The sequence below is a fragment of the Paraburkholderia sp. 22098 genome (assembly GCF_052045935.1).
Classification (GTDB): domain Bacteria; phylum Pseudomonadota; class Gammaproteobacteria; order Burkholderiales; family Burkholderiaceae; genus Paraburkholderia; species Paraburkholderia caledonica.
Map to the genome: position 1 here is coordinate 336362 of NZ_JBQEPV010000002.1, position 17772 is coordinate 354133.

General features: G+C 62.0%; 19 protein-coding genes. 10 read left to right on the plus strand and 9 right to left on the minus strand.

Features of this window, described 5'->3' with window-relative positions; genetic code table 11:
- Window positions 1-73: 73 nt before the first annotated feature.
- Together ACTJLB_RS04905 and ACTJLB_RS04910 are read right to left on the minus strand one after the other, a co-directional pair.
- The gene (locus tag ACTJLB_RS04905; protein ID WP_440782641.1) at window positions 74-2032 is read right to left on the minus strand and encodes an aconitase family protein; all 1959 of its coding nucleotides are present in this window, start codon (window positions 2030-2032) and stop codon (window positions 74-76) included.
- 92 nt (window positions 2033-2124) lie between these two features.
- A complete protein-coding gene (locus ACTJLB_RS04910; RefSeq protein ID WP_288825056.1) occupies window positions 2125-3024 on the minus strand; it encodes a LysR family transcriptional regulator in 900 nt (299 codons plus the stop codon).
- A gap of 273 nt (window positions 3025-3297) precedes the next feature.
- Here ACTJLB_RS04910 and ACTJLB_RS04915 point away from each other — a divergent pair, with 273 nt between their 5' ends.
- Together ACTJLB_RS04915 and ACTJLB_RS04920 are read left to right on the plus strand one after the other, a co-directional pair.
- Complete coding sequence (locus tag ACTJLB_RS04915) at window positions 3298-4260, plus strand: SOS response-associated peptidase family protein (RefSeq protein WP_020070079.1); 963 nt, start codon at window positions 3298-3300, stop codon at window positions 4258-4260.
- Between the two features lie 104 nt (window positions 4261-4364).
- Entirely contained in the window at window positions 4365-4637 is a 273-nt protein-coding gene (locus ACTJLB_RS04920; RefSeq protein WP_408474042.1) for a hypothetical protein, read from the plus strand.
- Between the two features lie 149 nt (window positions 4638-4786).
- Here ACTJLB_RS04920 and ACTJLB_RS04925 read toward each other — a convergent pair whose 3' ends face one another.
- Window positions 4787-5239 carry a DUF3597 domain-containing protein gene (locus tag ACTJLB_RS04925; RefSeq protein ID WP_020070081.1) on the minus strand — a complete coding sequence of 151 codons (453 nt, stop codon included), beginning with the start codon at window positions 5237-5239 and terminating at the stop codon, window positions 4787-4789.
- Window positions 5240-5338: 99 nt separating this feature from the next.
- Between ACTJLB_RS04925 and ACTJLB_RS04930 the strand changes: the two genes are divergently transcribed.
- Complete coding sequence (locus ACTJLB_RS04930; RefSeq protein WP_310357230.1) at window positions 5339-5773, plus strand: DUF883 family protein; 435 nt, start codon at window positions 5339-5341, stop codon at window positions 5771-5773.
- A 93-nt stretch (window positions 5774-5866) separates the two neighbouring features.
- On the opposite strand, the gene ACTJLB_RS04935 is transcribed toward ACTJLB_RS04930, so the two are convergent.
- From ACTJLB_RS04935 to ACTJLB_RS04945, 3 genes are all read right to left on the minus strand, one after another.
- Complete coding sequence (locus ACTJLB_RS04935; protein ID WP_020070083.1) at window positions 5867-6340, minus strand: PRC-barrel domain-containing protein; 474 nt, start codon at window positions 6338-6340, stop codon at window positions 5867-5869.
- Between the two features lie 146 nt (window positions 6341-6486).
- A complete protein-coding gene (crcB, locus tag ACTJLB_RS04940) occupies window positions 6487-6867 on the minus strand; it encodes a fluoride efflux transporter CrcB (protein ID WP_440782643.1) in 381 nt (126 codons plus the stop codon).
- A gap of 232 nt (window positions 6868-7099) precedes the next feature.
- Window positions 7100-8302, minus strand: a complete 1203-nt coding sequence (locus ACTJLB_RS04945) for an ammonium transporter (protein WP_440782645.1) — start codon at window positions 8300-8302, stop codon at window positions 7100-7102.
- A 404-nt stretch (window positions 8303-8706) separates the two neighbouring features.
- Here ACTJLB_RS04945 and ACTJLB_RS04950 point away from each other — a divergent pair, with 404 nt between their 5' ends.
- Window positions 8707-10389 carry a sensor histidine kinase gene (locus ACTJLB_RS04950; RefSeq protein ID WP_440782646.1) on the plus strand — a complete coding sequence of 561 codons (1683 nt, stop codon included), beginning with the start codon at window positions 8707-8709 and terminating at the stop codon, window positions 10387-10389.
- Between the two features lie 96 nt (window positions 10390-10485).
- Here ACTJLB_RS04950 and ACTJLB_RS04955 read toward each other — a convergent pair whose 3' ends face one another.
- Together ACTJLB_RS04955 and ACTJLB_RS04960 are read right to left on the minus strand one after the other, a co-directional pair.
- Window positions 10486-10812, minus strand: a complete 327-nt coding sequence (locus ACTJLB_RS04955; protein WP_020070087.1) for a hypothetical protein — start codon at window positions 10810-10812, stop codon at window positions 10486-10488.
- A 114-nt stretch (window positions 10813-10926) separates the two neighbouring features.
- Window positions 10927-11508: a DJ-1/PfpI family protein gene (locus ACTJLB_RS04960; RefSeq protein ID WP_020070088.1), complete on the minus strand. Its 582-nt coding sequence runs from the start codon at window positions 11506-11508 to the stop codon at window positions 10927-10929.
- Between the two features lie 219 nt (window positions 11509-11727).
- Between ACTJLB_RS04960 and ACTJLB_RS04965 the strand changes: the two genes are divergently transcribed.
- From ACTJLB_RS04965 to ACTJLB_RS04985, 5 genes are all read left to right on the plus strand, one after another.
- Window positions 11728-12204, plus strand: a complete 477-nt coding sequence (locus ACTJLB_RS04965; RefSeq protein ID WP_020070089.1) for a hypothetical protein — start codon at window positions 11728-11730, stop codon at window positions 12202-12204.
- 7 nt (window positions 12205-12211) lie between these two features.
- Window positions 12212-12349, plus strand: coding sequence for a hypothetical protein (locus tag ACTJLB_RS04970; RefSeq protein WP_440782648.1), 138 nt, complete (start codon window positions 12212-12214; stop codon window positions 12347-12349).
- Complete coding sequence (locus ACTJLB_RS04975) at window positions 12346-12801, plus strand: Rrf2 family transcriptional regulator (RefSeq protein ID WP_392393395.1); 456 nt, start codon at window positions 12346-12348, stop codon at window positions 12799-12801. The genes ACTJLB_RS04970 and ACTJLB_RS04975 overlap by 4 nt, the downstream gene beginning before the upstream one ends.
- Window positions 12802-12950: 149 nt before the next feature.
- Window positions 12951-13598, plus strand: a complete 648-nt coding sequence (locus tag ACTJLB_RS04980; RefSeq protein WP_408410779.1) for an NAD(P)-dependent oxidoreductase — start codon at window positions 12951-12953, stop codon at window positions 13596-13598.
- A gap of 241 nt (window positions 13599-13839) precedes the next feature.
- Window positions 13840-16509, plus strand: coding sequence for a mechanosensitive ion channel family protein (locus ACTJLB_RS04985; RefSeq protein WP_440782651.1), 2670 nt, complete (start codon window positions 13840-13842; stop codon window positions 16507-16509).
- A gap of 10 nt (window positions 16510-16519) precedes the next feature.
- Here the strand turns inward: ACTJLB_RS04985 and ACTJLB_RS04990 are convergent, their stop codons facing one another.
- Window positions 16520-17149, minus strand: a complete 630-nt coding sequence (locus tag ACTJLB_RS04990; RefSeq protein WP_440782653.1) for a cysteine dioxygenase — start codon at window positions 17147-17149, stop codon at window positions 16520-16522.
- A 138-nt stretch (window positions 17150-17287) separates the two neighbouring features.
- On the opposite strand from ACTJLB_RS04990, the gene ACTJLB_RS04995 reads away from it, so the two are divergent.
- Window positions 17288-17755 (plus strand): Lrp/AsnC family transcriptional regulator, encoded by a 468-nt coding sequence (locus ACTJLB_RS04995; RefSeq protein WP_020070096.1) that lies wholly within the window; start codon window positions 17288-17290, stop codon window positions 17753-17755.
- Window positions 17756-17772 lie beyond the last annotated feature (17 nt).

Sequence of the window (17772 nt, forward strand, 5' to 3'; positions counted from 1 at the left end):
CTAGTATTTGCTTTTGATGCTGCCGGGCAAAAATCAGCTAACGACAGCTAATGACAGCTGATAACAGCAATCCTCACTGGCGTTGCTCCTTGAGCTCGGCGAAGGAGACGATCCTGCCGGCCAGTGCGCTTGCCACGACAGTTGGTGGGCTGGCGAGCCAGACCTTTCCTGGCCCAAAACGACCCGAGAAATTCCGGTTGATTGCGCTGATGGTGACCTGCGACGCGTCAGTGGATGCACCAGGGCCGCAGTTGGCACATGCGCCGCATGAGGGCTGAAGCAGAACTGCGCCAACGCGTTCGAAAGCATCGAGATATCCGCGCTCGATGCAGTAGTCCCGCACGTCCGACGTGCCGAACTGTAGAAACAATTGCACGTGTTCAGGGACCCGGATTCCCCGTTCGGCAGCCCAGGCGAGAACCTCATGATAATGGTCGAAATCTTCGCGCTTGCCGGCAGTACATGAGCCGCCGTACGCAATATCAATCTGCGGCCTGTTGCTCAACTGATTCAGCGCGATGCCGTTTCCAGGGTCTCCGGGTGCCGCAAGCATAGGGGAGAGCTGAGTGCAGTCGATCTCAATGGTGGCTGCGTAGGGAGCGCCGTCGTCACTTCGCATCCAGGGCTCGATTTCGAAGTCCACACCGCGACGTTCCTTCAGAAACCGGACCGTCTCTTGATCGGGAGCGACGATGCCTGTGAAGCCGCCAAGCTCTGCGGTCATGTTGGTGAGCGTGGTGCGCTCGTCGGTGGTTAGCTGCGAAATGGCCGAGCCAGCAAACTCGAACACTTTGCCGACGCCCGCGCCGGCATGGATGCGGGGGTCCGCAAGAAGATGGAGCGTTAAGTCTTTAGCCGTCACCCCGGACGGAATCGGTCCGCGGAAATCGATTCGCAGCGACTCGGGAACGGTCATCCGTACCGCGCCGGTGATGAACGCATTGGACATGTCCGTCGTGCCAACCCCAAATGCAACGCAGCCAAGCGCTCCGCTGTGCGGTGTGTGCGAATCGGTGCCTACCACCAGTTGGCCTGGCAGCGCGTACCTCTCCGCCATCATTGCGTGCGAAATGCCTTCCGAACCTTCGCTAATGCCACTGCCGTTTTCGCCGAGGTAGCCATGATTGCGTAGACCGTAATCGCGGGCGAAAGCACGGTGCGCTTCAGACAGCGCGCGCACATCCGGAAGTAGCCCGTTGCGGATGTGCAGCTCGCTTTTGTGCGAGTAGGACAGGTGGTCCTCGAACATCAAGATCGTCTCAGGCGAATGCAATTTCAGTGGGCGACCGAACGTTACATGCAGCATGTGACTCGCCATGCCGGTGTAGTACTCGTGAATGAAACGCCAGTCCGCGCGGACAAATACTCCTTCTCCAGGGTTCTGTGAGTTTCCCGTGGCCTCGGTTTCCAACGCGTGCCTCTCGATGATTTTTTGAGCGAGCGTGCGTGGACGGCCGTCGCGGGCCTGAGTGGTCGTCCTGACGTGCTGCATGTGCGCAGCGCCGTACCGCAGAAGGCCCCCGCTGCGGAGAATCGCTGACGCAAGCGCGTCGCGAGATGCGACCAGTTCGTCGATGTCGATTTCTTCACCACGCTCTATACGTTCGAGCAGTCCAAAATCTGTCGACGTGAAGAGTCCGACGTTGTCGGCATTTTGCCGGTAAATGCGCTCGAAGCTTCTGGCGATAACAAGCCGGATACCAGCACGATATTCCGCTACCGGGCTGTGCTCGCGAGACGACCCCTTGCCGTACCGGTTGCCGGCAACCGTCACACAAAAGCCTCCGGCGCGAACAGCGTCCAGACCAATGGGTGTGCGTTCACCTGCTCTGAATCCAACATACGGAACACGCGCAAGCCGCTCGTCGAAGCGGGTGAGCACGCTCATTGGTGTGATTTCATCGGTCGACACGTCGTCTCTCAGCGTGCCGGCCGTGGTCTCGGTCAGATCTTCGCCGCTTAACTGTCGGTCGATGATGTCCGGGTCTGCGGAAAGAAAAAGCACCCGGCCATCGAGCTTCAAAATCGGCATGTCTAGTCTCCTTGCGGGAAATCTAGACTGTCTTCGGCACCGGGATGAAGTGCTGGAATCGCAGGGGGGCATTACCAATCACGACGTCCGCATTAACCCTGATGGCTATGTGAACTTAGATGAAATATCAAGGCCGCAACGGCTTTGCGGCGCGCTGACCTTTTGACGGCATGCACCCGTAGCGTCCTGCTCGCCGCCCACGGCGCGTCGAGCGGGTGACGAATGAAGTTTCCCGACCCGGCGAACGCCGAAGCCGCGCTCGTCGGCACGATGCCAATGCCTAAGCCAGCCTCTATCATCCGGCACTGGGCGTCAAAGCTATTGACCGTGACCGATATTCTGAGTGCCTTTCCCATGGCTGCCGCGCGCTCGCGCAATTCCTGGTCGAGCGTTCCTCCGGCCTGCAGTGCAACGAGTGAGAAGTCCAACACGTCACTAAAGGTCGGGGCGGTCACCGATGCGAGTTCGTGCTGCCGTGGAACGACAACCAGCAAGGGGTCGTCTGCAAAGTGCCAGGAGTCGAGGCTGTCCGGCGCGACAACTGCCGACGAGATTCCCACATCTGCGCGGCCGTCCACACATGCGCGCAGTACGTCGCTGCTGATCTGCTCGATGAGCGCAATCTCGACCAGCGGATACTCCGCCTTGAAAGTCGTCAGTAGTTCAGGGAGAAACCCGACGATGGCGGACGCATTTGCATACAGCCGGACGGTTCCCGAAACCTGACCTGCCAGCGAATGTACCTCGCCCGCCAATGACTGCAACTGGTCGTTCAGTGCGCGGGCCCGCGAAAAAACATGGGCACCGGCCTCCGTCAGTTCGACACCGGACGGTGAACGCGTCAGTAAAAGCGCGCCAAGCGAGGTCTCAAGATCAGCAATCCGCCGGCTGATAGCCGACGACGATATGTGACCTCGTGCTGCCGCTCGGGCTATCGAACCTTCCTCGACCACCGCAACAAAAAGTTCAAGACTGTATGGGTCAATGCGCACGGATATTGTTCTCAGCAGAATGGCGACTACCAGGCATTGAGCGCCATGAGACATGCTGAAGGCCTCTCCGCAATAGCAGGCCAAGGCTGGTCGCGCCGAATCGTCGAACTTGCGATTATCCGCCCATCGTGCCGCCGCGCAAGGAACCCTCCATGTGGTTCCTTTTCGCGAGGCAAGTCACCTCCAGCACCGACAAAGCCAAGAAAGCAGGTCATGCGGATCGCAAAGTCAAAGCCGGCTCGCATATCATGACCACATCAAACTGGAGGCACCATGTGCTACTCGGCTCAAGTCGTGGCGGACTATCGAAAATTCGTGCGTACCTTTGGCGCAATCATCGACATCCACGAGTTTGCGCGTTTGTTTTTTGAACGAACGGAGGGCATCGGCAAAGCGAAGATACCCAAAGCCATGGAAGACGCCTTTGCCGATCCGCAGGACGAAGCAACGCGTGAAATCAATGCTCTTATAGCGCGCTTCACGTCGGCGCAGGTGACGAAGCTGGAACAGGATCTTTTCAAACAGCGCACACGGCTTGCAGACGCCGAACGCGCGCTGCAGACGAAGGTCACGAAAGCGGCAACGGAAAGTCAGCGCATTGCCACCGACAAAATTGCATGGGTCAAGGGAAAACTTGAAGACCTGCAGCGAACCGCATTACAGCCGCGGGACTCGCGCATCTTTCCCGGTAACTACGCGCCGGTCATGGTGATGGAAGGCGGGCAACGGGTCGTCAAGCCTATGCGGTATCAATGCCGCATTGCTGGAAAACCTGCGTCGTACGATACGAAGTATCCCGGGACATACAATGCGCGCCGGGATAGCCTTGAAGGTTTCTGGGCTCCGTGCTTTGGGTACACGCATGCCGTCCTGCTTGTCGAAGTTTTCTATGAGAACGTCAGCCGGGCGAAGTACGAAGGCACGCTACTGGAAACTCACGAACGGGATGAGAACGTCGTGCTGGAGTTTCGTCCGGGCAACGGGGAATTGATGCATGTTGCCTGCTTGTGGTCGCGGTGGTCCGCACCGGGCGAGCCGGACCTGCTGTCATTTGCGGCAATAACAGATGAGCCGCCACCGGAAGTCGCGGCGACCGGTCACGACCGCTGCATCATTCCTATCAAGCCGGAAAACGTAGATGCATGGCTCAACCCAAACCCGAACAATCTGGAGGCAATGTACGCAATTCTCGATGACAGGGACCGGCCGTACTATGAACATAGGTTGGCGGCATAGCGGTGACGCGCCCAATTGTCCCTGCTTGGAGTCGCCATCAACCAGCCCGGACCGATGCGGCGTCATTTGCGCCAGATGGCTCGAACAACCGGAAGGAGGCTTGCATGATACGAAAAATGCTCAATGCGTCGCAACTTCAGCAGGAGGTCAACCGGCGACTCCATCGGCTGCCGGAAATCGTCGAAGACGGCGTCAAGATTCGCGTGCCGCGACCGCAGTTGCAGGAGGCCGACAAGACAGGCTGCAACTGGACGATGACCAATTTCGGCAACGCGATCGGCTTTGAGCGCGACATCGAGAGCGTGCTAAAAGCCGTGCGCGCCGAATACAACCTCAGTACTGAAGTAAAAGACACGGGCAACCCGTTCGGAGAGTAGGCGCGAAAGGCGCTTAAAACGTCACCATCGTGCACGCCGCCTGGAAGATGCTGTCGACAAGGCGCTGGCGCTCGGGCCTCTTCGGTCTACAAGGCTCGAACGAGGAAGCCGCGCGCCTTGCCTCGGCCAGTTCGCCGAGTGATAACGGGTCAGTTCTTCAGATCATCGGGCACCTTGCCACCGTTTTCAGCGAGCTTCGTCATCACCTGCTTGTGCAGCCAGATGTTCATCGAAGCTGAATCTTCCGTATTGCCTGTGTAGTGCAACTCGGATGCGAGTTCCTTGCGGGCCGCGAGACTGCTGTCGAGTCCAAGCAGCTTCAGCAGATCGACAATGGACGTACGCCAGTTCAATGTTTCGCCGCTGCTTTCCTGCATTTTTATCAGTACCGCTTCGACGTCGACCGTCGGCATAGGGGTAACGGGAGGCTGTGAATTACCGGCGGCGGCAGTGGAAGGTGTTGCTGGCGTTCCAGCCGGCGCAGTTGCGCTGCCCGGTGCCGCCGTCGCCGCGGCTGCCGGTCCGGCGGTGCCGCCCGAGCCCGTGTTCGCCGGATGATCATGCGGGAAGATCTTGTTGAGGATCGTCGAAAAAATGCTCATTTATCGCTCCTGGTTCGCGCCGGTCACTGCGGCCGGCGTATGGGGCGCGCAACGCTCGTGCCTGTGCGCACTTACGAACGTTACGAGCAAGCCTGCGTCATGTCACTCGTCATACTTCTGATTTGCATTGGTGCAGTGATTTACATCGCTATCCTAATTAATAACGTCGGTTCGAACGGGACTTTATTGGAAGCACTCGGCGAGGCACGCGGTTTGCTGAACCTTGTCCACTTAACGGAGACAGGGAGGGTTCAAATGGCCGAGTCTACTCAAGCCACCAGTTCGGGTTCCGCCGATGCATCGCGCGACGACAGCCTCGCGTCAAGGCCGAACGGCAGCGACGAACTGCGTGCCCGCAGCGCACAGAAACTTTCCGAATTGAAGGACAGACTTGCCGACGCGCAGGACGTTGTCAAAACGAAATACCGCGTCGTGTCTGAATCTACAGACGACTTCGTTCACGACAGTCCGTGGAAAGCGGTAACGATGGCGTTGATCGGCGGCCTGATCATCGGGATGCTGGCGGCCCGATAACGCGCGTTTTACGAAATGTGGCCCATGTCACCGCTGTACGACGTGGTGACATGGGCACTCACAGGTCTGCTACGGCTTGAGCGCTAGCTCGCGTCAGTGCTCACTGGGCCGGATGGCAGGGTCTTCCTCGACGACTTCGCGGGTCGCCGTCCAGTACGGCTGCCGGTTGTAGTAGCTATAGGTCGATTCGCCCCAGGTCGGGTCGGCCATTGACGGCCAGTGGTCCGGGTCGAAGCCCGGGTCGTCCTTCAGACGTTGCGCCGTGATGTCGACGAAGAAGCACTTCTGGTCGGTATCGAGAGTCAGCGCGCTCCAGGGAATGGCGTGCAGATTCGCTCCCATGCCGAGGAACCCGCCTTCGGACAGCACCGCGTACGCGATGCGTCCATTGCGGACGTCCAGCATGATGTCGGAAATCTTGCCGACATGCTCACCATCCGACGACATTACCTTCGTGCCGTCGAGCGTGGCCGCAGCCATGACGTCGGGCCCCGGACCTTCGCCGATACCGCCGCCGACAATTTTCGCTCCGCCGCTAGAGGCGCCTTGCGGATTGATTGAGCCCATCTTTCACCTCCTTTATGGAAAGGGTGCGCTTTGAAACGCGCAAGCGCTGTGCCCGCTGAAGAGCGCGTGAACTGCGGCCCGCAGGGGTAAAGCCAGCACCAGGAAGAGATGAAAGAAACGAGATAGCGGGCTGTGGCGAGCGATACCTAACGCGACAGCAGCGTAACCGTGGCAATGCCGAGAATCGTCATGACGAGCGACGCGCCCACATGTATCGCGACTTCGCCGGCGGCCCAGCCGAGGCGGCCGTCCTGCAGGTGCTGCACCACTTCGGCCGAGAAGGTGGAGAAGGTGGACAGTCCGCCCATCATTCCGGTGATCACGAAAAGCCGCCACTCGGGCGCAAGCTGCGGCGCGCGCGCGAAGCCCGCGACGGCCACGCCGATGATGTAGCCTGCGATCACATTTGACGCGAAGGTGCCGAGCGGCAACGACGGAAAGAGCGCATTCAGACGCAGGCCGAGAAACCAGCGAAATAACGAGCCAAGTGCGCCGCCGACGGCGACCGCGAGTATCGACCAATACATGAGAGTGCCAGGCGAAACGTGGGATTCAACAATCCGGGCGGAGCGGGACGCAATGTGAGTCGGCTCTGTTCCGGGGAAGCAGGCATCGTTCGGAAGGGGGCCATGAGCGAACATGCCGTGCCGAGCGCATGGCAACCTTTTCGAGTGTTCAGCCTGCAGCGCGCAAGTCTAACATTGGCTATTCCATGGGGACAGGTCGCACGAGCCGGCCCGGCGCGGCCGGCGCATGCCATCAGCCCAGGCTTTCGCGCTCCGGCGTAGCAGAGATTTTGTGGATCGACAGGTCGGCGCCGTTGTACTCGTCCTCCTGATCGAGGCGCAGGCCCACCGTCAGGCGGATGGCGCCGTAGACGAGCGTGCCGCCGAGCGAAGCCACGACGATACCGCCCAGCGTGCCGAGCACCTGTGCGCCGAACGAGACGCCGCCCAAGCCGCCGAGCGCCCGCAAACCGAAGATGCCGGCTGCGATGCCGCCCCACGCGCCGCACAGGCCGTGTAGCGGCCAGACGCCGAGCACGTCGTCAATGCGCCAGCGGTTCTGCACGCACGTGAACATGTAGACGAACAGCGCGCCGGCGATGCCGCCCGTGACGAGCGCGCCGAGCGGATGCATCAGGTCCGAGCCGGCGCACACGGCGACGAGCCCGGCGAGCGGCCCGTTGTACGCGAAGCCGGGGTCGTTGCGTCCCGCTAGCCAGGCGGTCAACGTGCCGCCGACCATCGCCATCAACGAATTGACGGCGACGAGGCCGCTGATCTTGTCGACCGTCTGCGCGCTCATTACGTTGAAGCCGAACCAGCCGACGGCCAGCACCCACGCGCCGAGCGCGAGAAACGGAATGTTCGATGGCGGATGCGCGGCAATACCGCCATCGCGGTGATAGCGGCCGTGGCGCGCACCGAGCAGCAACACCGCGGGCAGCGCGACCCAGCCGCCAAACGCGTGAACGACGACGGAGCCCGCGAAGTCGTGGAACGGCGCACCGAACGTCTGGCTGATCCAGTTCTGCACGCCGAAGCGCTCGTTCCAGGCAATGCCCTCGAAGAATGGATAGACGAAGCCGACCAGAACGAACGTCGCGAAGAGTTGCGGATTGAATTTCGAACGCTCGGCGATGCCGCCGGAGACGATTGCCGGAATGGCGGCGGCGAACGTCAACAGGAAGAAGAAGCGCACCAGCGCGTAGCCGTTGTGAGCCGCGAGCGATTCGGCGTTGCCGAAGAACTGCACGCCGTAGGCGATCGTATAACCGATGAAAAAATAGGCGATCGTCGAGACGGAGAAGTCCACCAGAATCTTTACCAGCGCGTTGACCTGGTTTTTCTTGCGCACCGTGCCCAGTTCAAGGAACGCAAATCCTGCGTGCATCGCGAGCACCATTGCGGCTCCGAGCAGGAGAAAGAGGGTGTCGGTCCCGGATTTGAAGCTTTCCATCGATTATTTCCGCTTGTGCCAAAAAGCCGCGCAAGAATGCAAGAAGCGGGCCAAAATGGTGCTATTTAGCGCTGTACCGGTGCAACGAGCACTGCGAGTGAGCTGCACGCACGCGGTCGCGTCGTTTTCCTTCTCAATACGCACCTTCTGCACACATTGAAAGCACAATAGATGTGCGTAAGCGTTCTGTTTTGGCAATGCATGAACCAAGTTGGTTCGTAATTTTTCATCCTGCTTACGGATGCTGCAGAATGTCGAATCGTCCCCGCCGTCCCGTTACCGGTTCCTCGATGCCTTAGCAGGTGACGCTCAGCCGGTGGTGCGCCGCTTTGTTTCGTAAGCAAACGCCGACATAATGTGCCGTACCGCGCACATCTGCCGGCCCACACCTCCAACGCGTGCGCATGCGACTTACCACTAAAGGCCTGCTGCTGATTGCGATTCCTGCTGTCTTCGAACTGGCCCTTCTGTCCGGCCTGGTCAAGGCGCAGTCCGACGCGGCCGAAGCCGAGCGCAGGGCCGCTCACGGCCAGGAGGTGATGCGCCAGACCACGGCGATTCTGGATCCGGTGCTAGGCGAGTCCGTCGCGTTGCGCGGCGCGGTGCTCGCCGCCGACAACCGGTTCGTGACGCCGCTGTCCGTATGGGTCGACGTCGATCGACGCATAGATCAACTCGCCGAACTCGTGTCGGACAATCCGTCGCAGGTCGAACGCGTGGTCCAGGTGCGTCAGGCGGTACAGGCCTATCGGCAATGGTCCGATCGCACGCAGGACATGTTGCATTCGGGCCGTCGCAAGGACGTTGTCAACCGGTTCAGCGAGCTGGCTCAGGCCGACGTGCTCGATCGCTTTCGTCAGCAGTTGGCCGCCTTTCAGACGGAGGAACGGCGTCTGGAGGCTCAGCGTGCGAGCGACGCCGATGCCGCCCGCGAACGGCAGCAGACGCTTGTGGTAGCGGCAGTGTTCGGTTCGTTGCTGTTCGTGGCGCTCTCCGTGTGGCTTTTCACGCGTGGGGTGCGCGGACGGCTTGCGCTTCTCTCCGACAACGCCGGGCGCCTTGCAGGCAACGAGCCGCTTGCGCCCATCGAGCCGGGCCACGATGAAATCGCGCGCCTCGATCTGACGCTGCATGAGACCAGTCGACGTCTGCTTGAAGCGGAGCGAATCCAAGCGCGTTTTCAGGCCGACCTTGCGCGCCGTGCGGACGAACTGTCGCGCATCAACGAAAGCTTGCGGCAGCAGACGCAGGAAAACGAAATGTTCATTTACAGCGTGTCGCATGACCTGCGCGTGCCGCTTGTTAATCTGCAGGGCTTTTCAAAGGAACTGATCCGCGCCTGCGAGGAACTGCGAGCAGCCGTTAGCGACTCGTCGCTCCCGGCGCAGACCCGGCAGCGCATCGAACGGATAGTCGACGAGGATATCGGGGAAGCGCTCCACTATTGGCAGACGGCGGTGCTGCGCGCGTCGCATATCATCGACGCGTTGTTGCGGCTCTCCCGCATTGGACGCGTTGAATACAGGCAGCAGAAAGTCGAAGTGTGCGATATCGTGCAGCGCGTGATCGATGCAATGCAAGGCTCGATTCGCGCTCGCAACGCGCAAGTGCATGTAGGCGAATTGCCGGCTGTGTGGGGCGACCCGACCGCGCTCGAACAGGTGTTCGCCAATCTGATCGGAAATGCGGTGAATTATCTCGATCAGTCGCGAGAAGGCCGGATCGAGATTGGTACGACGCCTGCGCCGCCCGGCGTGCAATCGCTGCGGATTTTCTACGTGCGCGACAACGGGCTGGGCATTCCGGCAATCGCGCTGCCCCGGCTATTCAACGCTTTTCAGAGATTGCACGGCACCGCGGTGGCGGGAGAGGGGATCGGCCTCGCGCTCGTGCGGCGCGTCGTGGAGCGGCATGGTGGACGCGTGTGGGCGGAGTCGACGGAAGGTGTGGGCACGACGTTCTATTTGTCGCTGCCCGAAGCCGGCGCACGGTTGGCATTGGCGGCTGCCGAAGTCCGCGCCGGGGCGCATGCCGCGAACGATCAGGCGATGGCCGATGAACAAGGGAATCTGCGGATGGGGCGTTGAGGCGGGCTGGCAGGTTTCGTCGTGAAGCCTGGCCCGTGAGCGCGGCGTGTGGCGTGCGGCGTGTGGCGTGTGGCGCAATTCAAGCGCCGTCGCCGGTTAGCAGGAGATAAACAGACGGCGCGGTTTCAGGAGCCGCCGGCCGCGCACCGACCAGTAGCAGCCGCACGCAAGCAGAATAGCGACGACGGCGAGCACTTCCTGAAACGTTGGACGCAGCCCGAGCAAACCGTCGAGCGCGAACACACAACGCGCCACGATCAGCAAAGCTGCCCACACGGAGCAGGCGGCTTGCACCAGCATCCTCGTTCCCGCGAGGCGCCGCGCGCGGTTCTCTCGCGACCAGCCGGCCGGCGTGTGCGCGCAGCGAAAAGCAATCGTCATCAGCGTGATGGCGAGAATCACAATCCAGTCGGTTAGTTCCATCGAAGAGCGCTCCCAAGTCAGCCCGTGACTATAGGAAGGCCCTCCAACGCGAACTATAGGACGACTCTCAAATGCCGCGCTTGCCAGCAATAGCCGCGCGGCGCTTGAACTGGCTCAAAGCTCGATACGCGTGCCCAGCAAAACCAGGAACTGACGAAGCCACTCGGGATGAGCAGGCCACGCGGGAGCGGTCACGAAGTTGCCGTCGGTGATGGCGGCGTCGACCGGAATGTCGGCGAACTCGCCGCCAGCGAGTTTGACCTCGGGCGCGCAGGCCGGGTAAGCGGAAATGCGCTTGCCGCGGATCACGTCGGCGGCGGCCAGCAGTTGGGCGGCGTGACAGATGGCGGCGATCGGTTTGCCGGCTTCCGCGAACTGCCGCACGAGTTCGATCACTTTGGGATTGAGCCGCAGATACTCGGGTGCGCGCCCGCCGGCGATAGCGAGTGCATCGTATTGACGCGGATCGGCGTCTTCGAACGACGCGTTCAGCGCGAACAGATGGCCCGGCTTTTCCGTGTACGTCTGATCGCCTTCGAAATCATGAATCGCGGTCTTGATCCGATCGCCTGCTTTCTTGTCGGGGCACACGGCGTCGACGACATGGCCGACCGCCTGCAGTGCCTGAAATGGCACCATCGTCTCGTAATCCTCGGCGAAATCGCCGGTGAGAAACAGAATTTTCTTTGCCGCCATCGTATGCCTCCGATTGATCAATGGAACACAGCTAACCCTGGACGGACCTTGATTGCCCGCAGCCAGTCTACCGCACAACGTTTGACAGAACGGCGACTGCCGCGGCCGGCGAGCCGCGTCGATCCGTCCTGCATGACTGCTTGCGGGGCGCTTCGCGGCAACGGCGTATGATGGGCGCGTTTTCGTCAGCTACGCCGCCTCCGGCGGTTCAAAATACACATGACTTCATCTTTCCGTTCTCCGTTGCTGCGCCGTGCCGCCGTGGTCCTCTTCGTATTCGGCGGTCTCGCGGCTTGCCAGAAGAACGATGCGTCGGCGGGGCAGGTCGCCGGCAAGCTCAACGACGCGGCGCAGGCCGCCGGCCAGAAGCTCGATCAGGCGGCGAGCTACGTCGGCCAGAAGGTCGACGAGACGAAATCCGCCGCGCAGCAGAACCTCGAATCGGCCTCGGCGCCGACGGTCACCATCGACCCGAATGCGCTCGCTTCCAGCGCGCAAGCCAACCTGCAAAACGCGGCCAGTACAGCCAACCTGCAACTCGGTAAAGCGGCGTCGCTGACGGGCCAGAGCCTGGAGAACGCCGGGCGCAAGCTGCAGGAGTGGTCGGCGCAGAGCACGGCTTCGTCGACGAACGCCGCTGCTTCGTCGTCTGGTTCGAACTATGGCGGCGACGCGCAAAAGCAGATGGACAAGTGAGATGCGCATGAGCACGCTGAACCGCGTGCGCCTGCTCGGCCGCGATAACCATGCGTCCAGCAGCGTGTTTGACAGCGCGTTTGACAGCGTCCATAAATGTAATTACCATGGTTACACATTGTCGTCGCAGGACGGGTTGTTGTGAACACGAGTAGCCGGTTTGCGTTTGCGGTGCATGTGCTCGCGTTGCTGTCTCTTCAGGAGGGCGCGCCGCTTTCGTCGGAAATGATCGCGGGCAGCGTGAATACGAATCCGGCGCTCATCCGGCGGCTTCTGACCATGCTTGCCGAGGCGGGCCTCACCACGTCGCAACTCGGCGCGGGCGGCGGCGCGCTGCTGGCTCGCGCACCCGAGCAGATTTCCTTGCTCGACGTGTACCGCGCGGTGGACGACGCGCAGCTGTTCGCGCTTCACCGCGAGGAGCCGAATCCGGCATGCATGGTGGGGCGCAATATTCAGGTCGTGCTGCGTGGAATCATCGACGAAGCACAGCAGGCCATGGAGGCGTCGCTCGCGCAACGAACGCTGGCCGATGCGACCGCGGACCTGTTGCGTGCCGAGCGCACGAGGGAGCGCAAGCGGCGACCGTCTGCGTGACGAGGGCGCTTTCTGCTGCGGCGAGCGTCATTCGGAATGAATGTTTTTCAATAAATGTTTTGCAGGAACCCCGGGGGCCAAGCCCCTGTTTTTTTCGATATATATGTAATCAAGACGGTTACATATAAACCATGACAGGAGCAGTTGAAATGAGCAAACAGTTGAAGATCGCGTTGTTCGGCGCCACTGGCATGATCGGTTCGCGGATCGCGGCAGAAGCAGCGCGTCGCGGGCATCAGGTGACGGCGCTGTCGCGCAACCCGGCGCGCGTGCCGGCCGACGTGCCGAACCTGAAAGCGGCACAAGCCGATCTGCTCGACGCGGCGAGCGTCGGCGCGGCGGTGCGCGGTCACGACGTGGTGGCGAGCGCGTATGCGCCGCCGCAAACCGATGTCGGCTCGCTGGACAAGGCGAGCCGTGCGCTTGTCGAAGGTGTGCGCGCGGCGGGGCTCAAGCGTCTCGTCGTGGTGGGCGGCGCAGGCTCGCTCGAAGTCGCTCCGGGCAAGCAGCTCGTCGACACCGAGGGTTTCCCGGACGCCTACAAAGCTGTCGCGCTGGCTCACCGCGAGGCGCTGAACTACTACCGCAGCGTCGCGGATCTCGACTGGACGTTCTTCTCGCCGGCCGCGATCATCGCTCCCGGCGAGCGCACCGGCACGTTCCGCACCGGCACTGACTCGCTGATTGCCGACGCCCAGGGCAACAGCCGGATTTCCGCCGAGGATTACGCAATCGCGTTCGTCGATGAGTTAGAGCAGGGCCGTTTCGTCCGCCAGATCGCAACTGTCGCTTATTGAGCGTGAGCGTGTGTTTTGTCGCGCGGCACCGGCGGCATCGCGCAACAAACGCACGCCGCACGGCGGGCGATAGCCGATCAGGCGCCGCCTGCAACGGCCGCAACGCGCGTCAGCCCGACCGGCGCCGCGCACGCGGCACACAAGAACGCATGCAAGCGTCCTAACAATCGGTTACGCATGTCCGGTTGCAGGCGGGCAAACTGGGGCTACACTGGCGTCTCCCGTTTTCTCACGGATTGCCATGCAGTCATGCCCGTCGCGGCGTGAGTCTGAGGCTGCGCCGTCAAACGGCGGGCTTTTCGCGATTCACGCTGCATTTCCTCGTGTTTTTGCCCGGATTGGATTCCTGATCCGTCGCGGCGCGTGCCCGCCCGGCGCGAGCCGGCTCAGCGTATGGCCGGTCGCGCTCCTCGTTGCGCTTTTTCTTTGGACCGCGTGGCTTCCCACCAGCGCGCATGCAGCCGACGCGGGCGCCGGCACGCCCGTCATCCCGGCGTTGCAAAGCCTGATCAACAGTGCGACCGTGGCGCCCGCCTCGTCGGCGTCCGGCGCGTCGGCTGCGGAAGCCGCGTCGGCACCGTCGCCCGCTAGCCAGGCGGAAATCGCGCGTTCGCTCGACAGCGTGATCGCCACGCTCGACAACGACCGGCAGCGCAGCGCGCTCGTCGCCCAGTTGAAGAAACTGCGCGACGTGTCGCGAACCGTCGGCCCGCTCGCGCCCGCGCCGGCGCAGCAGAGCCCTGGTCTGCTCGGCGCGATCGCGTCGGGCATTGCGTCGTTCGAATCGGACGTACATGAAGGCCGCACGCCCGTGCGCTACTGGGGCGGGCGCTTCAACGCGGCCGGCAACGAGCTCTACACGATCATCTCGGGCCAGGGCCAGGAAAGCCTCGGCAGAATCCTGTTTTCGATGTTCGCGATGCTGGCCGGCTGGGGCGCATGCGCAGCCGCGCTGATCTATCTGCAGCACAGGCTCTACCGGCGGCTTGGCATCGTGATCGGCCTCAATCCGAATCCCACCACGCGAGAGTTGCTGATCTTCGCGTTGCGGCGCGTCGGGCCGTGGGTCATTGCGTTCGTCGCCGCGCTGCTGTTCGTGCGCGCGATGCCCGATGCGCTCGGCCGCACCCTCGGCATGGTCGTCGCGTATGCGATTGTCGCGGGCGCCGTGTTTTCGGCGATCTGTCTGATCATGTTTTCGCTGTTCGGCTCGGGACACCGGCGAACCGCGGTACGTTTGCTGATCGATCACGCGCGGCGCCTGCTGTTTGCCGTCGGCGTCTGCGGCGCGCTCGGCGATGCGGCCGTGAATTACGACGTTGCGCATCAGATGGGCTCGAATCTGGCCGCGCTGGTTTCGACCGCCGCCAACATGACGGCCGCCGTGCTGACCGGCTATTTCGCGCTCGCGTTTCGCAGGCCAGTCGCCCATCTGATCCGCAACCGGCCTTACGACCAACGCAACGATCATAAAGCCGCGACTGATGCTTTCGACGTGCTCGCCGCGCTCTGGCACGTGCCCGTTCTCGTGCTGGCGACGGCCTCGGTCGTCGCCACACTCGGCGGCTCGGGTTCGAGCGAAAACGTGCTGCAAATTTCGGTGGTGACCGCACTGCTGCTGGTGCTGGCGTTTTTCCTGTCGGCCATCGTTTTACGCATGACGCGTCCACGCAGCGCACGCGCGCGGCGACGCTCTCCGTATCTGACGCGGTTGCTGCGTTTTTGCGGCACTTTGCTGACGCTTTTCATCTGGCTGTTTTTCTTCGAGCTGGCGGCCCGCTTGTGGGGCGTTTCGCTCGCGGCGGTCGTCGAGGAAAACGTGGCCGCACGCGGTATCGCGCATGCGGTGACAGCGATCGTGGCCACCGTGTTCATTGCGTGGCTGCTGTGGATTCTCGTCGACACCGCGATCACCGAGGCGCTCAACCCCGGCAGTGCGCGCAACAAGTCGCGCGGTCCGAGCATGCGGGCGCGAACGATGTTGCCGCTCGTGCGCAATGTGCTGCTCGTCAGCATCATGACGATAGCGGGCATCGTTACGGCGGCGAATCTCGGCATCAACGTGACACCGCTGCTCGCGGGCGCCGGCGTGATCGGCCTCGCGATCGGTTTCGGCGCGCAGTCGCTCGTGACCGACCTGATCACGGGGCTTTTCATCATCATCGAAGATACGATTTCGGTGGGCGACTGGATCGACGTGGACGGCGGCCATGCAGGCACGGTCGAGCATTTGTCGATCCGCACCGTGCGGTTACGCGACGGCCAGGGCGCGATCCATGCAATTCCGTTTTCGCAGATCAAGATCGTCAAGAACCTGTCGCGCGACTTTGCCTACGCAGTGTTCGAAGTGCGGATGTCGTTCTCGACCGACGTCGATGAAATTACTCAATTGATTCGCGAAGTCGGTGCCGATCTGATGGCCGACTTCCGTTACCGTCGCGAGATGCTGGGGCCGATCGAGGTGTGGGGGCTCGACCGTTTCGACCCGAACTGGATGGTGGTCAAAGGGCAGATCAAGACGCGGCCGCTGCAGCAATGGAGTGTGGCGCGGGCGTTCAATCTGCGCCTCAAGCGCAAGATGGACGAGGCCGGCATCGAGATCCCGGTGCCGCAGATGCGCTTGTTCACGTCGTCTAAAGACAGCGAGGGGCAGCCTTTGCACGACGAAGACGTGCTCGGGGCCAGGCCGCATGAGCATGCGAATGCCCGGGCTGATGCCCACGCGGAAGCACGTGCGGGTCAGCACGAGCATGCAGTCGGGCATCAGGAGAAATCGCCGCCGATGCGCGGCGCGCATCCGGCTGTGGTCGCGCGCGATGTGTCGCATGAGCCGCGGCCGGCGCCGCCGCCGACGGGACAGACCGCGCCGATTCCGCCGCAGATTCCCACGGCGGGCGAGGGCAAGGCTTGATTCTCAGGCGCTAGACAAGCGCGGGTGCGACGCGCACTACATCGTTCACATGCGTTCCGATGCAAGCACCCGGCACGCCATACACGTGCAACGACACCGCGGGGGCATCGCTGCAATTGCCCAGCCGATGAATGTTGCCCCGGCCGCTGCGCACAAAAGAAATCGCGCCGCGCGGGCGAGCATGCGAGCGTGTCGCGATGGCGATGTCCTCCGGGCCGTTCCATTCGAAAACAGTTTCGTTCAACGTGCCGTCGAGCACCGCGTATCCACACCACGTGTGATGCGCATGCACTGGACTCGCCTGATGCGGCAACCAGACGAGTGCGGCGATGGTGTAGCGGCCTTGCGGATCGGCGGCGAGCAGATGCCGGCGGTAGTTATCCAGCGATGCCTCACGCTGCCCTGGCTTCAGCATCGCGGGGTCGGCCGCGGCTTGCGCGAGCGCGATTCGCATGCTGCGTGCGAAGAAACTGGAATGCGAAGGCTCCGCAGAAGTTGTGCAGGCGTCGAACATCGCGTCGAGTGCGTTGCACAGTCGTGCGAGAGGCTCGTGATGCCCGGCGTGCCGCGAAGCATGGTGTCCGTGAGGCTGTGCGAACTGATCGGGGAGGCGGGCGGGGGAACGGAGGTCGTGGTCCAATTTCGTTGAGCGGCGTGGCTTGCCGACGTTTTTCAGGTTGGAACATTTATACCGTTTTGTCCGGAGAAAGAGTTTCCATATAATTCCCCGTGCAGTTTGAAAAGTAGAATAATTTCCTAAAGGGGCGAGACGGTGGGAATGGATATCATCGACCGGAAGTTGCTGGAACTGTTGCAGGAAGACGCGACCATGCCGATTGCCGAACTGGCACAGCGCGTGAATCTGTCGCAAACGCCTTGCTGGAAGCGGCTGCAGCGTCTGAAGGAGACCGGCGTGATTCGCGCGCAGGTGGCGCTGTGCGATGCGCGCAAGCTCGGGGTCGGCACGACAGTATTCGTCGCGGTGCGCACGAATCAGCACACGCAGGCGTGGGCGCAAAGCTTCACGCAGGCGGTGCAGGACATTCCCGAGGTCGTCGAGGTGTACCGGATGAGCGGCGAGACGGACTACCTGCTGCGCGTGGTGGTCTCGGATATCGACGACTATGACCGCGTGTACAAGCAGTTGATTGCGGCGGTACCGCTGTACGACGTGAGTTCGAGTTTCGCGATGGAGCAGATCAAGTATTCGACGGCGCTGCCGGTGCGGCCCGCCGCAGTCGTGTAAGGCGAGCCTCGGGCGAA

Coding starts and splice junctions, on each gene's coding strand:
- ACTJLB_RS04935 (WP_020070083.1), bottom strand. CDS start 6,340: ATGGGCTCAATCAATCCGCAAGGCGCCTCTAGCGGCGGAGCGAAAATT.
- ACTJLB_RS04930 (WP_310357230.1), top strand. CDS start 5,339: ATGTCACTCGTCATACTTCTGATTTGCATTGGTGCAGTGATTTACATC.
- ACTJLB_RS04960 (WP_020070088.1), bottom strand. CDS start 11,508: ATGGCGGCAAAGAAAATTCTGTTTCTCACCGGCGATTTCGCCGAGGAT.
- ACTJLB_RS04950 (WP_440782646.1), top strand. CDS start 8,707: ATGCGACTTACCACTAAAGGCCTGCTGCTGATTGCGATTCCTGCTGTC.
- ACTJLB_RS04920 (WP_408474042.1), top strand. CDS start 4,365: ATGATACGAAAAATGCTCAATGCGTCGCAACTTCAGCAGGAGGTCAAC.
- ACTJLB_RS04925 (WP_020070081.1), bottom strand. CDS start 5,239: ATGAGCATTTTTTCGACGATCCTCAACAAGATCTTCCCGCATGATCAT.
- ACTJLB_RS04955 (WP_020070087.1), bottom strand. CDS start 10,812: ATGGAACTAACCGACTGGATTGTGATTCTCGCCATCACGCTGATGACG.
- ACTJLB_RS04985 (WP_440782651.1), top strand. CDS start 13,840: ATGCAGTCATGCCCGTCGCGGCGTGAGTCTGAGGCTGCGCCGTCAAAC.
- ACTJLB_RS04905 (WP_440782641.1), bottom strand. CDS start 2,032: ATGCCGATTTTGAAGCTCGATGGCCGGGTGCTTTTTCTTTCCGCAGAC.
- ACTJLB_RS04915 (WP_020070079.1), top strand. CDS start 3,298: ATGTGCTACTCGGCTCAAGTCGTGGCGGACTATCGAAAATTCGTGCGT.
- crcB (WP_440782643.1), bottom strand. CDS start 6,867: ATGTATTGGTCGATACTCGCGGTCGCCGTCGGCGGCGCACTTGGCTCG.
- ACTJLB_RS04945 (WP_440782645.1), bottom strand. CDS start 8,302: ATGGAAAGCTTCAAATCCGGGACCGACACCCTCTTTCTCCTGCTCGGA.
- ACTJLB_RS04970 (WP_440782648.1), top strand. CDS start 12,212: ATGAGCACGCTGAACCGCGTGCGCCTGCTCGGCCGCGATAACCATGCG.
- ACTJLB_RS04965 (WP_020070089.1), top strand. CDS start 11,728: ATGACTTCATCTTTCCGTTCTCCGTTGCTGCGCCGTGCCGCCGTGGTC.
- ACTJLB_RS04995 (WP_020070096.1), top strand. CDS start 17,288: ATGGATATCATCGACCGGAAGTTGCTGGAACTGTTGCAGGAAGACGCG.
- ACTJLB_RS04980 (WP_408410779.1), top strand. CDS start 12,951: ATGAGCAAACAGTTGAAGATCGCGTTGTTCGGCGCCACTGGCATGATC.